Here is a 13831-nt window from a genome sequence, read left to right as displayed (position 1 = left end):
CGCCTTTCCGTCATTCCCAGAGCTCTCGAGTCCATGACCGACACCACCGCCTCCAACGACTCCGGCCTCGACGGCAACGTCCTGTTCTACGCCAAGCCCGAGCCGCTCTCGAGCGACCTGCACGGCAAGCTGGGCGTCAACCCGATCGACAAGCCCTACGCCTTCGTCGCCGCCTCGCACGTCGTGCCGCTGACGGTGACCGAGTTCGCCCCGGCTGCCCTGTCCTACCCGGTGGTCTTCCTCGGCGAGTCCAAACAGCCGGTCGCGGTCATGGGCCTGCGCCAGAGCGAAAACCTCTATGTCAGCGCCAAGGGCGAGTTCCGCCCCGAGGCCTACATCCCCGCCTACGTCCGCCGCTATCCGTTCGTCTTCGCCAACGACCCGCAGGGCCAGCGCCTGATTCTGTGCATCGACCGCGATGCGCCGTTCATCGTCGAGGGCGGCCAGGCGCCGCTGTTCGAGGACGGCAAGCCCTCCGAATACGTCAACCAGGCCATGGAATTCTGCAACAACTTCGAGCAGGAGCGCCAGCGCACCGACAGTTTCATCAAGCTGCTGACGGACCTGGACCTGTTCGACGTCCGCGAAGCCGTCTTCACGCCGCGCAACGAGCGCGGCGAGCCGGGTGAACCCCAGAAGCTGGCCGACTATTTCGCCGTCTCGGAAGAGAAGCTGAAGCTCCTTCCGGCCGAGAAGCTGGCGGAACTGCGCGACAACGGCGCCCTGGGCCAGATCTACGCCCACCTGGTGTCGCTGCTCGGCTGGGACCGCCTGATCGCCCTGGCCTTCCAGCGCGCGAACGACAACGGCGAACTGCCAGCGGGTAACGCCTAAGACTGAAACGTCTCCTCCCCGTTCGCGGCTTCGCGAATGGGGAGGTGGATGCGAGCTCTTGCGAGCAGACGGAGGGGTTCTGCGCGCACAAAGAACCCCTCCCGTCGTCGGGTCGCATGCGGCCCTTCCTCCACTCCGCTCCGCTACGAGCCACCTCCCCATCGCTGCGCGACGGGGAGGAGACTTCTCTTCACCTACCGCCTGACGAACACCCCCCGGGTCAGGCACGAGAAGACCAGCCGGCCGCCCTCGTCGAGCAGGTCGTGCTGGGCGATGACGATGCCCTTGTCGTCACCCACTGGGTCCTTGCCCATCACCGTCATCCGACCGCGCAGCAATTCACCGGCCGGCGGATTGCGCATGAAGCGCAGGCCGTCGACCGCCAGCAGTTTCGACTGGGCCCAGCCGGCGGCCTTGTCGGCCGTCAGCCGGCTCCACAACGCATAGACGAGCGCATCCGGCGCGCCATAGGCCGGATCCCAGCCTGGCGCGAAATGCGCCACGAACAGCTCGATCGCCGCCTCGTCCACGGCGCAGGCGCCGAGCTGAAGCACCTGGCCGTTCTCGATGTCCTCAAAATGAACATGCAGCGGATCGCTCATGGTGTCCCTTTGTTCGATCAGGCCGGTTCTTCGGAGACGCGTACCAGAAGCTTGCCGTCATGGTCGCCGGTGAAAAGCCGATTGAGCGATGTCACAGCGCCTTCCAGGCCGTTGTCGACATGGACCTTCCACTGGACCTTGCCCGACGCCAGCCACGGCCCGACCTCGGCGATGAACTCCCTGGCGCGCGGCGAATAGTCCATGACCAGGAAGCCCTGCATCGTCATCCGGTGGGTGATCAGGCGGCTGAGATCCGGCGACGGCGGCCGCTTGGTGGCGTTATAGGCCGAGACCATGCCGCAGACGGCCATCCGGGCGTGGATGTTCAGCCGGTTCCACACCGCGACCATGATGTCGCCGCCGACATTTTCGAAGTTCAGATCGACGCCGTTCGGGGCCAGCCGGTCGAGCGCCGCGCCCACGTCCTCGTTCTTGTAGTCGATGGCGGCATCGAACCCGAGTTCCTCGGTCAGCCAGCGGCATTTCTCGGGTCCGCCGGCGATGCCGATGACATGGGCGCCCTTCTGTTTGGCGATCTGGCCGGCGATCGAGCCAACCGCCCCGGCTGCCGCCGAGATGACCATGACCTGTCCCGGCTCGGGCCGCAGCACGTCGGTGACGCCGGCCCAGGCGGTCAGACCCGTCATGCCCAGGACTGACATGTTCGCCGTCAGCGGCATGCCCGGGGCGCGATGCACCCGGCTCACGCCGCTGTCCGGCACCACGCCATAGTCACTCCAGCCGCCCATGGCCGTGGTGACGAGGTCGCCTTCCTTGAATTTTTCGGACTTCGACTGCTCGATGACGCCGAGCGTCAGGCCGCGCATCACGTCGCCCAGGCCCACCGGCGGCAGATAGCCGACCGCGTCGTTCATCCAGGTCCTGTTCGTCGGGTCCAGCGACAGATAGACGGTGCGGACCAGGACCTCGCCGTCCTTCAGATCACGAACCGGACTCTCGACCAGTTCCAGGTCGTCTTGCTTGATCAGACCCTGCGGCCGCTGGCGCAGCACCCACTGGCGATTGGTCAGGGCCATGGTCGTCATCTCCGGGTTGGTTTCTTTTGCAGACCCATCATGGGCACAGGCCGCGGGCAGAGCAAAGAAAAAGGCGATCCCCTGGGGGATCGCCTTGAAGTGGCATCATCGAGAATGAGGCGCGAAGGCGGCAGGACCGGCTGAGGCCGGTCCGGTCGGGGGGGGCGTCGCCGCCTCCGCAGATTGAGAACGACGTCATTTCATAACGGTTCCCCTGTTCGGCGATGTTTTCTCGCTGCTTGCACGACAGGCCGCCCGGACGGAACGGCCCCGCTCGCCGAAGCGTTGTCTGACCTGGACGTTCACCGTCGGAAAGCAGCCCCATGACCCATCACGACCCCCATTCCGAAGCCGCCGACGCCGTCCACGAAGGCCGCCCGGTCGATGCCCAGTATGTGCGAGGCGCCAGACCCGGCAAACGCATGCTGTTGCTGCTGATCGTTTCGGCGGGTGCGGCGGCCATCCTCCTGCTGGGGATGTGGTTCGTGTCCAACGGCGGCTTCGCCTCCCAGAACTCCAACACCGGCGCCCAGGCGGTGGATGCCGCCGCCTTCGACAATTCCGGTCCGCCCACTCCCGATGCGCCCACCACCGCCACGGGCGAGCCGACCTCGCCGGCGGCCGGGACCGCCCCGAACGTCAATCAGCCCGCCAATTGATCCCTGCACACGAAGAAGCCCCGCCGGACCGATCCGGCGGGGCTTTTCATTGCCTGGGCGGCGCTGGGATCAGGCGACTTCCTTCTGGCGGGTCGGGTGGAAGAAGAGGGCCTGGCTGATCGCCGCCTTCACCGTTTCCGGCTGGAAGGGCTTGGTGATCAGGAACGTCGGTTCCGGCCGCTCTCCGGTCAGCAGACGCTCGGGGAAGGCGGTGATGAAGATCACCGGCACGTCGAACTTCTTGAGGATATCCTTGACCGCGTCGATGCCCGACGAACCATCGGCCAGCTGGATGTCGGCCAGGACGAGGCCCGGACGATGGCGGGCGACCGCATCGACCGCCTCATCATGCGTCGTCGCCGTGCCGGTGACATTATGCCCCAGTTCGCGAACCAGGCTCTCGATGTCGGCGGCGATGATGGCCTCGTCCTCGATGATCAGGACGTCGGTAGCCAGTTCGGCGTCGATCTCGGCCTGGGCGTCGCCGATCAGCCGCTCGACCGAATGTGCGTCGGCCGAGAGGATCTGCGCCGCTTCGGACGGCGTGAATCCTTCGAGCGCGGTCAGCAGGAAGGCCTGACGCGAACGCGGAGCGATCCGCATCAGTCGGCTGGACGCATCGGTCAGCCCTTCCATGCCGCTGGTGTCTTCCAGCTGGGCGCCGGTCGTGGACCAGATCGTATGGAACACATGATACAGGGCCACGCGCGGCGTCATGTCGGGCGACAGCTGGCGCTCGCCGGCGGCCAGGGCTTCCAGCGCCACGCGCACATAGTTGTCGCCCGTTGCCTGATCCCCGGTAAGGGCCCGCGCGTAACGGCGGACGTAGGGCAGGTGCGGCGCAAGTCTGGCCAGAAGGCTCATTTAGATATTCCCCGACAAATCGACCGTGCGCCTTTAATCGCGGCACGCCTGGCGATCGAACGTATCACGACCGTCACGGTTCCAACGGATCTGATTTAGCTTCACCATAAAATGCGCAGCCAACGGAACTCGTGCGCGCGAGCGACGTTGACGGCCTGAACAAGAAGCCCGGCGCGTTGAGCCGGCGCATACTCGCGGATGAGTTTCAACGATTGGCGGCGCAGACATACATGATCGATTCATCGGACTCCGGGCGAAAACCCGCCAATGCCCGGCCTGCAGGCGGGGAGCCGCCGCTTGAGGAAGCGCGGCTGCGTCAGCAGGCCATCGGCGTGAAGCTGCGCCACCTGTTCGACGAGGTCGTCAACGAGCCCGTCCCCGATGAGTTCCTGGAAATCCTGCGCCGCGCCGACCAGCGCGCTTCCGACGAGAACAAGGCGTGAGCGTCTCAGGCCGTTCGACCGCGCCCAAGCCTCCCTCCGCCGACGACGAGGGGTTCAAGCGCGAACTGGTCCAGCTGATCCCGCATCTGCGCGCCTTCGCCCGCACCCTTACGGGCGATCCGACCGCCGCCGACGACCTGGCGCAGGACGCCATGATGAAGGCCTGGGACGCCCGCGCCTCCTATCAGATGGGCACCAACATGAAGGCCTGGACCTTCATGATTCTGCGCAACCAGTTCTATTCGGAGAAGCGTCGCTCGTGGCGTTCGTCCCAGCTGGATCAGGAAGCCGCCGAACGGACCCTGGTCGCCGTCGATGATCCCGAAGCGCCGGTCGCCCTGGACGAGTTGCGTCAGGCCCTGAACACCCTGCCCGAGGAACAGCGCGAAGCCCTGATCCTCGTCGGCGCGGGCGGCTTCGCCTATGAAGAGGCGGCCGAGATCTGCCAGTGCGCCGTCGGCACGGTGAAGAGCCGCGTCAGCCGCGCCCGCAAGGCCCTGGCGGCGACCCTGGAGCGCGGCGGCTATGGCCGTGACGGCCGTGCGGCCGGCGACGCCATGCGCTCCATTCTTGCCGACGCCGACCGTCTGAGCGGCGCTCGGCAGGGCTGATCGTGGATTCTCCCAGGCCCGCGCGGGGTCGTATCGCCCGCCGCGCGGCCTCTTCCTTCAGTCGGTTCTGGGCGCGACGCGCGGGCGCGTCCGGAGGCGGGCGGATTCACGTCCAGGGCATCCGCTTCCGACTGGGCCTGGCCATGGCCATCGCCCTCATGCCCATCCTCCTGCTGGGCGCCTTCCAGGCCCAGGTGGAGTTCCGTCGACAGGCCGAGGATCGCCGCGGCGACCTGCAGTTCGCCGCCGAACGGACCGCCGAGGCCGCCAAGTCCCGGCTGGACTCGGCGAGCGTACTCCTGAGCGCCCTCGCCCCGGAGGCGAGCGGACCGGACTGCGGCCCGCGTCTTGCGGCGCTGGTCCAGCGGCTCGACGGCTACGACGCCCTCTATCGCATCGGCATGGGCGGACAACCGGTCTGCGACTCCAGGCCGACGCCGATCGTCGGCGAGGGGGTTTCCTTCGCCGACGGCCCCTGGTTCCAGCGGCTGCGGCAGGGCGAGGAAGTGACTCTGGCTCGCGCCTCGTCGGACCTTAGCAGTACACCTGCGCTGGTGGTCGGGGTGCGTTGGGACCGACCGCGCGGCGTCTTCGCCGGAGCCATGGCTGCGGTCCTGCCCCTGTCGGTGTTGCAGCCGGACATCGCCGACCCGTCCCTGCCGGACGACGCCCAGGCCGCCCTGACCGACGCCGAGGGCCGCGTCCTGGTCTCTACCGACATCCGCGCCTTCACCTTCAACGAAGGCCCCGGCCTGCTGGGCTGGGTCGAACGCGCCCGCGAAGACCAGTCCTCGGTGTTTGAAGCCGACGACGCCACCGGGAAGCATCGCGACTATGCCGGGGCGGCCCTGGCCGGCCGCGATGTCTATGTGGTCATCTCCGCCCCCTCGCCGGGTCTCCTGTCCTGGGCCCGACTGAACCCGATCGGCGTGCTGATCCTGCCGCTCGCCGCCTGGGTCACGGCCTTCGGGGCCGTCATGCTGGTGTCCGAGCGGATCGTGGTGCGCTGGCTGGACTATCTGGAGCGGATCGCCGCCCTCTATGCGCGCGGCCGCTATTCCGTCCGTCCGGTCCAGGCGGCCCAGGCACCCGCCGAAATCCGCCGGCTGGCCCAGACGCTCGACGAACTGGCCGAGGCCATCGCCACCCGCGACCGCTCCCTGCACGAAAGCCTGTCGGAAAAGGACGCGCTGATGCGCGAGATCCATCACCGGGTGAAGAACAACCTGCAGATCATCTCGTCCCTGCTGTCGATGCAGCAGCGGGCCCTGAAGGACGAACCGGCCAAGGCGGCGCTGGGCGACACCCGCCAGCGCATCTCCGCCCTCGCCCTGATCTATCGTACCCTCTACCAGTCCGACGACATCCGCCACGCCGACGCGCGCGAGTTCATGACCGAGCTGGTCGGTCAGCTGGTGGCCTCGGAATCCGGACGCGGCCACACCGTCACCAGTTCGATCGACGCCGACAGTCTGGTGGTCGATCCCGACAAGCTAGCGCCGCTGGCCCTGTGGCTGGTCGAGGCCATCACCAACGCCCAGAAGCACGCCTTCGCCGGTCGCGGCGGGGCGCTTCAGGTCCGCTTCCGCGTCCTTGGCGACACCAGTACGCTGGAGGTTCAGGACGACGGTCCCGGCTCTTCCAACGAGGCGGGCCGCAGCGGGGTTGGTCGCACCCTGATGGGCGCCTTCGCCAAACAGCTGCGCGGCGAGGCCGAGCTTCTGCCCGCCCCCGGCGGCGGCACGATCGCGCGTATGGTCTTCGCCACACCCGAGGCTGTGGGCCCCACCAATCCCGACGACCTCAAGCCCAGCGACGCCACGGTCACGCCCGGAACCCTCAGCCGCACCTCGCGTTGACATCTCACACGGCGAGATCCCTCTCCGCCTCGAGATTTCAGGAGTTCCTCATGCGCAAGCTTTTCGTACTGATCGCCGCCGCCGCCGCCCTGACCACCGCCGCCTGCAACACCATCTCGGGTGTCGGCCGCGACACCTCGGCCGCCGGCCAGGCCGTCACCGGCGCCGCGGAAGAAGCCAAGAACTGATCCCTTTCGGGTCGCGGTCTCTCGAGACACGGCGTGGATGAAGAAGGCCCGCCGGTCCCCCGTCCGGCGGGCCTTCGCTTGTCCGCTTGGCCCCCGCGAGAGACGCCGCTAGGCTTATCGCGAGGCGTCCGGCAGACGACGCCCGGACTCACAGGCGGGGAAAGCGATGACCGACACGACCACCGAGCAGGACACGGATGAACCGGGTCTGAAAACCGTCGTGACGGCCTCGGCCGCGGGCACGGCGTTCGAGTGGTACGACTTCTTCATCTTCGGCTCGCTGACGACCATCATCGCGCACCATTTCTACGCCGACGTCGGCGAGGCGACCTCCTACATCCTGGCCCTGCTAACGTTCGGCGTCGGCTTCGTCGTGAGGCCGCTGGGCGCGCTGGTGTTCGGCTGGTTCGGCGACAAGACGGGGCGCAAGACCACCTTCCTCGTGACCATCTCCCTGATGGGCGTGGCCACTGTCGCCATCGGCCTGTTGCCTGACTACGGCCAGATCGGCATCGCCGCGCCGATCCTGTTGCTGTTCATGAGGGTCCTGCAGGGCTTCGCCCTCGGCGGCGAATACGGCGGCGCCGCCATCTATGTCGCCGAACACGCCCCGCCGAAGAAGCGCGGCTTCCTCACGGGCTGGATCCAGACCACGGCCGCGATCGGCTTGATCATGGCGCTGAGCGTCATCCTGATCACCCGCTGGATCCTGGGGACCGAGGCCTTCGACGCCTGGGGCTGGCGCATCCCCTTCCTGCTGTCCTTCTTCCTTCTCGTGATCAGCCTGTGGATCCGGTTGAAGCTGAACGAAAGCCCCGCCTTCAAGCGCATGGTGGCCGAGAGCACCGAACGACAGGCGCCCTTTCGCGAAAGCTTTGGGACCTGGAAGGTCGGCAAGTTCGTGCTGATCGCCCTGGTCGGCATCATGTTCGCGCAAGGGGCCGTCTGGTACGCGGGCTATTTCTACACCCGGTTCTTCATGGAGCGGGTGCTGAAGGTCGAGGTCGCCACAGTCGACATGATGATCCTGGCCATCACCGTGGCCTCAGCCTTCCTCTATGTCTTCTTCGGCTGGCTGTCGGACCGGGTGGGGCGCAAGCCTGTGATGATCGGCGGCATGGCCCTGTTCCTGATCGCCATCTTCCCCGGCTTCCACGCCCTGACGCAGGCGGCCAACCCCGCCCTGGCCATGGCCCAGTCCTCGGCCCCGGTCACCGTCATCGCCGACCCGGCGACCTGCGCCGTGCAGTTCGATCCGGTCGGCAAGACCGCCTTCGCCTCATCCTGCGACCTGGCCAAGACCGTGCTGTCCAACGCCGGGGTCAGCTACGACAACCTTGCCGCCGAGCCCGGTTCGCTCGCCGCCGTCCGCGTCGGTACGGTCGAGATCGCCTCGGTCGAGGGCGCAGGCCTCGACGCCGCCGCCCTGAAGTCCGCCCGCACCGATGTCGAGACCCGCGTCAAGGCGGCCCTGACCGAGGCCGGCTATCCGGCCAGGGCCGATCCAGCAGGCATCAACCTGATCGCCGTCTTCGCCATCCTGATGGTCTTCATGGTGGCGGCGACCGCCGTCTACGGCCCCCAGGCCGCGGCCCTGGTCGAGCTGTTCCCGACGCGGGTCCGCTATACGGCCATGAGCCTGCCTTACAACATCGGCACCGGCTGGGTCGGAGGCCTCCTGCCCGCCGCCAGCTTCGCCCTCGTGGCCTGGTCGGGGAACATCTATTTCGGCCTCTGGTATTCGGTCGGCTTCACTGCGGTCGCCGCAGTCGTGGCCCTGCTGTTCCTGCCGGAGACGAAGGGCCGCGACCTGCATACGATCGGCGACTGAGGCGTTAGATCAGACAACGGCTTCTCCCTCCCCCTCGGGGGAGGGTGGCTGAGCCGAAGGCGAAGTCGGGTGGGGGCGGCAAGGCAACGCCGCACCTATGCGTCGGATCGCGTCGCCTTGCCCTCCCCATCCGGTCGCTTCGCGACCACCCTCCCCCGCGGGGGAGGGAGACGTTCGAGGATTGGTTTCATGAACACCGCCGCCCGCAACGCCGGCCTCAAGCTCCTGCGCGAGCAAGCCTTCATCGCCGGAGAGGCCATCCCTGCCGGCGCCAACGGCATCGCCGTGGACGATCCCGCGACCGGCGAGATCATCGGCCATATCCCCGACCTCGGCGTCGCCGGGACGGAGCGCGCCATCCAGGCGGCGCACGACGCCTTCCCCGACTGGTCGCGCTCCGACCCGCACAAACGCGCCGCCTTCCTGCGCGAATGGGCGCGGCTGATCGATGAGAACACCGAAGGGCTCGGCGCCCTGATGGCCATTGAAAACGGCAAGCCGTTCGAGGAGGCCAAAGGCGAGGTGACCTACGCCAACGGCTTCATCAAATGGTTCGCGGGCGAGGCCGAACGGCTGATGGGCGAAACCCAGGACAGTCCGCTGGGCCACGTCATCCTGACCTTCCGCGAGGCCGTCGGCCCTTGCGCCCTGATCACGCCGTGGAACTTCCCGGCCGCCATGCTGACGCGCAAGCTTGGCCCCGCCTTCGCCGCCGGCTGTACCGCCGTGGTCAAGCCTGCGTCCCAGACCCCGTTCACGGCCATCGCCCTGGCCGAACTCGCCTACAAGGCAGGCCTGCCCAAGGGGGCGCTCAGCGTCATCACCGGCGATGCGGCGACGATCGGCGGCGTTCTGACCGCCTCGCCCCTGATCCGCAAACTGTCCTTCACCGGCTCGACCCCGGTGGGCAGGAAGCTCGCCGAGCAGTGCGCCCCGACTCTCAAGCGGGTGTCGATGGAGCTGGGCGGCGCCGCCCCCCTGATCGTGTTCGAGGACGCCGATCTCGATCTCGCCGTGGCCGAGACGATCAAGGGCAAGTTCAGGAACTCGGGCCAGACCTGCGTCTGCCCCAACCGCGTCTATGTCTGGGCCTCGGTCGCCGAGGCCTATGCGACGAAACTCGCCGAGGCGGTTTCGAAGATCCCCGTCGGCCCTGCCTTCGAGGATGGCGTCAAGGTCGGACCCCTGATCGAGGACAAGGCCATCGCCAAGGTCGAGGATCACCTCAAACGGGTTCAGGCCTCGGGCGGCAAGGTCCTGACCGGCGGCGCGCGCCACGAACTGGGCGGTCGCTTCTTCCAGCCGACGGTGACGCTCGGCGGCGACGACGAACTGTTCCGCCACGAGGAGACCTTCGGCCCCCTGATCCCCGTCTTCCCGTTCGAGACGGAGGAGGAATGTCTGACCAAGGCGAACGACTCCGAGTTCGGCCTCGCCTCCTACCTGTTCACCCGGGACCTCGACCGCGCCATGCGCATCGGCCGCCGCATCGAGGCGGGCATGATCGGCATCAACACCGGCCTGATCTCGACCGCCGTCGCCCCGTTCGGCGGGGTCAAACAGTCGGGCTACGGCCGCGAAGGCTCGACCCACGGCATTGAGGAATACGTCGACATCAAACAGGTCACCCTGGCACTGAAATGAAATTCAACCGTCGCCTGAAGCCTATGGTGTGGCCCGTCGCGCTGCTGATCGCGGCCGGGCTGACGGCGCTAGCGGCCGAGGCGACGACGCGGTCGGTGGAGACGGTGACGCTCTACGGGATGATCAAGCTGGCCAGCGATCTGGTGCTGGTGATTGCATTCGTGTGGCTGGTCGTCGCCCTGTTCCGGGTATTCAGACCGGCAGCGCCCCGCGCTTGACCACCGTCCGCATCGCCACGCTGGACGAGACCCGCGTCACCCCGGGGATGGTCGTCAGGGCCTTGGCGTGGACCCGCTCAAGATCGTCGACGTCGCGCACCACCAGCCGTAGCAGATAGTCGGATCCGCCGGTCATCAGATAGCATTCCACCACCTCCGGCACGCCCGTGATCGCGGTCTCGAACGCGGTCAGGGCGCTCTCGGCCTGGGACGACAGGGTCACGGTGACAAAGACGCTGATCGGAAGGCCCACGGCGCGCTCGTTGATGATGGCGGCGTAGCGGCTGATCACCCCCGCCCCCTCCAGCGCCCGCAGTCGACGCAGGCAGGCGCTCTCGGACAGGGCCACCGCCTTGGCCAGATCCGTGTTGGTCATCCGCCCGTCCGTTTGCAGCGCCCGGAGCATCTTTCTGTCGGTCCCATCGAGAGCGACAGCGGAAACGGCCTTCATGTCTACCCTTTGCGCAAGTTTCTGCGACTTTACGCTGATCACTTGCCGAAAAGAACAGGAACCTGCACGGCGCGGGTCGCTAGAAGATACAGCCATCGCCTCAGTCGGCCCCCGGGCCTCGCGGGGCCCGTCTGAACCGGAGAGATCTGATGCGCGTCGGCGTTCCCAAGGAAATCAAGAAGAACGAACACCGGGTCGGCCTGACCCCCACGGCCGTTCGGGAATACATCGCCCACGGCCATACGGTCACGGTCCAGACGGGCGCAGGCCTCGGCGCCGGCTTCACCGACGACGCCTTCGTCAAGGCCGGTGCGACCCTGGTCCCCGACGCGGCCACGATTTTCGCGACCTCGGACATGATCGTGAAGGTGAAGGAGCCGCAGAAGGTCGAGTGGGAGATGCTGCGCGAGGACCAGATCCTCTACACCTACCTGCACCTCGCGCCTGACCCCGAGCAGACCAAGGGCCTGCTGGCCTCGAAATGCGCGGCCATCGCCTATGAGACCGTCACCGACGCGCGCGGCGGCCTGCCGCTGCTGGCGCCGATGTCGGAGGTCGCCGGCCGGATCGCCGTCTTCTCGGCCGCCGAGACCCTGCTCAAGCACAACGGCGGCATGGGCCTGCTGTTCTGCGGCGTACCGGGCGTGGCTCCGGCCCGCGTGCTGGTCCTGGGCGGCGGGGTCGTCGGCCTGAACGCTGCGCGCATGGCCATGGGCCTGGGCGCCGAGGTCGTGGTGCTGGAACGCTCGATCCCGCGCATGGCCTATATCGACGAGGTCACCAACGGCCGCGTCATCACCCGCTACTCCTCGATCGGCGCGATCGACGAAGAAGTGGTCAAGGCCGATGTCGTCATCGGCGCCGTCCTGGTTCCGGGCGCCGAGGCCCCCAAGCTGATCAAGAAGGCGCATCTGAAGTCGATGAAGCCGGGCTCGGTCCTGGTCGACGTCGCCATCGACCAGGGCGGCTGCTTCGAGACCAGCCACGCCACGACCCACGAGGATCCGACCTACGTCGTCGACGGCGTCGTCCACTACTGCGTCGCCAACATGCCGGGCGCCGCCCCGCGCACCTCTTCGGAAGCCCTGAACAACGCCACGCTTCCGTTCGGCCTGGCCCTGGCCAACCACGGCCTGGAAGCGCTGAAGAAGGACCCGCACCTGGCGCGCGGCCTCAACGTCCTCAAGGGCGAGATCACCTACCCGGCGGTCGCCGAAGCCATGGGCCTGAGCTGGTCCGATCCGTTCGGCGTCTGGGCCAAGGGCTGACGGCTACCCCCTCTCCCCTTGCGGGACCCTTGCGGGAGAGGGATCAGCTTGCGGTCGCCAGCCGCACCAGCTTGCCGTCATCCTCGTCGGTGATGACCCAGACCGCGCCGTCCGGCCCCACGGCGACGTCGCGGATACGCTCGCCGAGACCGGTCAGCAGCCGCTCCTCGCCGACCACGCGGTCGCCGTCCAGCACCAGCCGGGTCAGCGACTTGCCGCCCAGCCCGGCGATCAGCAAATTGCCCTGCCAGCCCGGGAACATCGCGCCGGAATAGAAGGCCTGGCCGCCCGGCGCGATCACCGGATCCCAGTAGTAGACCGGCTGCTCCAGACCAGCCCGCGCCGTGATCCCCTCGTTGATCGGGGCGCCGCGGTATTCGACGCCATAGGCGATGATGGGCCAGCCGTAGTTCCTGCCGGCCTGCGGCCGGTTCAGTTCGTCGCCGCCGCGCGTGCCGTGTTCGATGGTCCAGACCGCGCCCGTGCCCGGCTGGACCGCGATGCCCTGCACGTTCCGGTGCCCCAGCGACCAGATCTCGGGCAGGGCGCCGGCCTGACCGACGAACGGATTGTCCTGCGGGACCGACCCGTCCGCATTGATGCGGATGACCTTGCCCATATGACTGTCGAGCTGCTGGGCCTGGGGCCGCATCGGCGCGTCGGACCGCTCGCCCAGGGTGATGAAGAGATGGCCCGCCGGGTCGAAGGCCAGCGAGGAGCCGAAATGCTTGTCCCCGTCATAGGTCGGCAGGGCGCGGAAGATGACCTGAACATTTCCGACGGAGACGCCGTCTTCCGCCAGCACGCCGCGCGCGACCGAGGTGGCGTTGCCGCCCTCGCGCGGTTCGGCATAGCTCCAGAAGATCGTCCGGTCGGTTGCGAAGCCCGGCGACAGGATTACGTCGAGCAGCCCGCCCTGACCGCGCGCGTCGACAGCGGGCAGACCCGTGATTGGCGCCCCGACCTGGCCCTGGGCGCTGACGATCCGCAGGCGGCCCGGACGCTCGGTCACCAGCCAGTCTCCGTCGGGCAGCAGGGCCATGCCCCAGGGATGCACGAGGCCAGACGCCACCACGGCGTGCCTCAGCGTGCCCTGCGTCTGGACGCCCGGCGCGCGGGTCTGGCCGGCGAAGGCGGGGGTCTGGCTGACGCCGTTGGCTGGGCGGGTCTCGACGGGCGCTCCGGGCGCGGCGGCCTGTCCAGTCTGGCCGTTGGCCCCGCAGGCGGCGCCCAGCATGAGAAAGGATGAGGCGGCGGCGAGGACGATCGGGCGCATGGGAACTCCGGGTCTGACAGGGGCGCGACCGCCCAGAAACGGCGCA

Annotated in this window: 15 protein-coding genes; 10 read left to right on the top strand and 5 right to left on the bottom strand. The window is 67.8% G+C overall.

Annotated features, from left to right (window positions below; genetic code table 11):
* The first annotated feature begins 33 nt into the window (after positions 1-33).
* Positions 34-834 carry a SapC family protein gene (locus tag ACP7A5_RS08255; RefSeq protein WP_426041466.1) on the top strand — a complete coding sequence of 267 codons (801 nt, stop codon included), beginning with the start codon at positions 34-36 and terminating at the stop codon, positions 832-834.
* 194 nt (positions 835-1028) lie between these two features.
* Here ACP7A5_RS08255 and ACP7A5_RS08250 read toward each other — a convergent pair whose 3' ends face one another.
* A complete protein-coding gene (locus tag ACP7A5_RS08250) occupies positions 1029-1436 on the bottom strand; it encodes a MaoC family dehydratase (RefSeq protein WP_426041465.1) in 408 nt (135 codons plus the stop codon).
* A gap of 17 nt (positions 1437-1453) precedes the next feature.
* Positions 1454-2473 carry an NADP-dependent oxidoreductase gene (locus ACP7A5_RS08245; protein WP_426041464.1) on the bottom strand — a complete coding sequence of 340 codons (1020 nt, stop codon included), beginning with the start codon at positions 2471-2473 and terminating at the stop codon, positions 1454-1456.
* Between the two features lie 323 nt (positions 2474-2796).
* Here ACP7A5_RS08245 and ACP7A5_RS08240 point away from each other — a divergent pair, with 323 nt between their 5' ends.
* Positions 2797-3132, top strand: a complete 336-nt coding sequence (locus tag ACP7A5_RS08240) for a hypothetical protein (RefSeq protein ID WP_426041463.1) — start codon at positions 2797-2799, stop codon at positions 3130-3132.
* A 69-nt stretch (positions 3133-3201) separates the two neighbouring features.
* Here ACP7A5_RS08240 and ACP7A5_RS08235 read toward each other — a convergent pair whose 3' ends face one another.
* Positions 3202-3996: a response regulator gene (locus ACP7A5_RS08235; RefSeq protein WP_426041462.1), complete on the bottom strand. Its 795-nt coding sequence runs from the start codon at positions 3994-3996 to the stop codon at positions 3202-3204.
* A gap of 131 nt (positions 3997-4127) precedes the next feature.
* Between ACP7A5_RS08235 and ACP7A5_RS08230 the strand changes: the two genes are divergently transcribed.
* The 7 genes from ACP7A5_RS08230 (at position 4128) to ACP7A5_RS08200 (ending at position 10790) form a co-directional block, all read left to right on the top strand.
* Positions 4128-4439: a NepR family anti-sigma factor gene (locus tag ACP7A5_RS08230; RefSeq protein WP_426041461.1), complete on the top strand. Its 312-nt coding sequence runs from the start codon at positions 4128-4130 to the stop codon at positions 4437-4439.
* Positions 4436-5050, top strand: a complete 615-nt coding sequence (locus tag ACP7A5_RS08225) for a sigma-70 family RNA polymerase sigma factor (protein ID WP_425991074.1) — start codon at positions 4436-4438, stop codon at positions 5048-5050. The genes ACP7A5_RS08230 and ACP7A5_RS08225 overlap by 4 nt, the downstream gene beginning before the upstream one ends.
* 143 nt (positions 5051-5193) lie before the next feature.
* Positions 5194-6909 carry a sensor histidine kinase gene (locus ACP7A5_RS08220; protein WP_426041460.1) on the top strand — a complete coding sequence of 572 codons (1716 nt, stop codon included), beginning with the start codon at positions 5194-5196 and terminating at the stop codon, positions 6907-6909.
* Between the two features lie 50 nt (positions 6910-6959).
* A complete protein-coding gene (locus tag ACP7A5_RS08215; RefSeq protein WP_426037882.1) occupies positions 6960-7097 on the top strand; it encodes an entericidin A/B family lipoprotein in 138 nt (45 codons plus the stop codon).
* Positions 7098-7263: 166 nt separating this feature from the next.
* Positions 7264-8928 (top strand): MFS transporter, encoded by a 1665-nt coding sequence (locus ACP7A5_RS08210; RefSeq protein ID WP_426041459.1) that lies wholly within the window; start codon positions 7264-7266, stop codon positions 8926-8928.
* 189 nt (positions 8929-9117) lie between these two features.
* Positions 9118-10572 carry an NAD-dependent succinate-semialdehyde dehydrogenase gene (locus ACP7A5_RS08205; RefSeq protein WP_426041458.1) on the top strand — a complete coding sequence of 485 codons (1455 nt, stop codon included), beginning with the start codon at positions 9118-9120 and terminating at the stop codon, positions 10570-10572.
* Positions 10569-10790 (top strand): hypothetical protein, encoded by a 222-nt coding sequence (locus ACP7A5_RS08200; protein WP_426041457.1) that lies wholly within the window; start codon positions 10569-10571, stop codon positions 10788-10790. The genes ACP7A5_RS08205 and ACP7A5_RS08200 overlap by 4 nt, the downstream gene beginning before the upstream one ends.
* Here the strand turns inward: ACP7A5_RS08200 and ACP7A5_RS08195 are convergent.
* Positions 10765-11241, bottom strand: a complete 477-nt coding sequence (locus ACP7A5_RS08195; RefSeq protein WP_426041456.1) for an Lrp/AsnC family transcriptional regulator — start codon at positions 11239-11241, stop codon at positions 10765-10767. The two genes, ACP7A5_RS08200 and ACP7A5_RS08195, sit on opposite strands and share 26 nt — an antisense overlap.
* A gap of 149 nt (positions 11242-11390) precedes the next feature.
* Here ACP7A5_RS08195 and ald point away from each other — a divergent pair, with 149 nt between their 5' ends.
* A complete protein-coding gene (ald, locus tag ACP7A5_RS08190; RefSeq protein WP_426041455.1) occupies positions 11391-12509 on the top strand; it encodes an alanine dehydrogenase in 1119 nt (372 codons plus the stop codon).
* A 43-nt stretch (positions 12510-12552) separates the two neighbouring features.
* On the opposite strand, the gene ACP7A5_RS08185 is transcribed toward ald, so the two are convergent.
* Positions 12553-13785 carry a PQQ-dependent sugar dehydrogenase gene (locus tag ACP7A5_RS08185; RefSeq protein WP_426041454.1) on the bottom strand — a complete coding sequence of 411 codons (1233 nt, stop codon included), beginning with the start codon at positions 13783-13785 and terminating at the stop codon, positions 12553-12555.
* Positions 13786-13831: the final 46 nt, after the last annotated feature.

Origin of the sequence: Brevundimonas sp. TWP2-3-4b1, from assembly GCF_049897665.1 — a bacterium.
Lineage (GTDB): Bacteria > Pseudomonadota > Alphaproteobacteria > Caulobacterales > Caulobacteraceae > Brevundimonas > Brevundimonas subvibrioides_B.
Note: the sequence above shows the minus strand (reverse complement) of the source record. Positions and strands in the feature narration are given on the sequence as shown.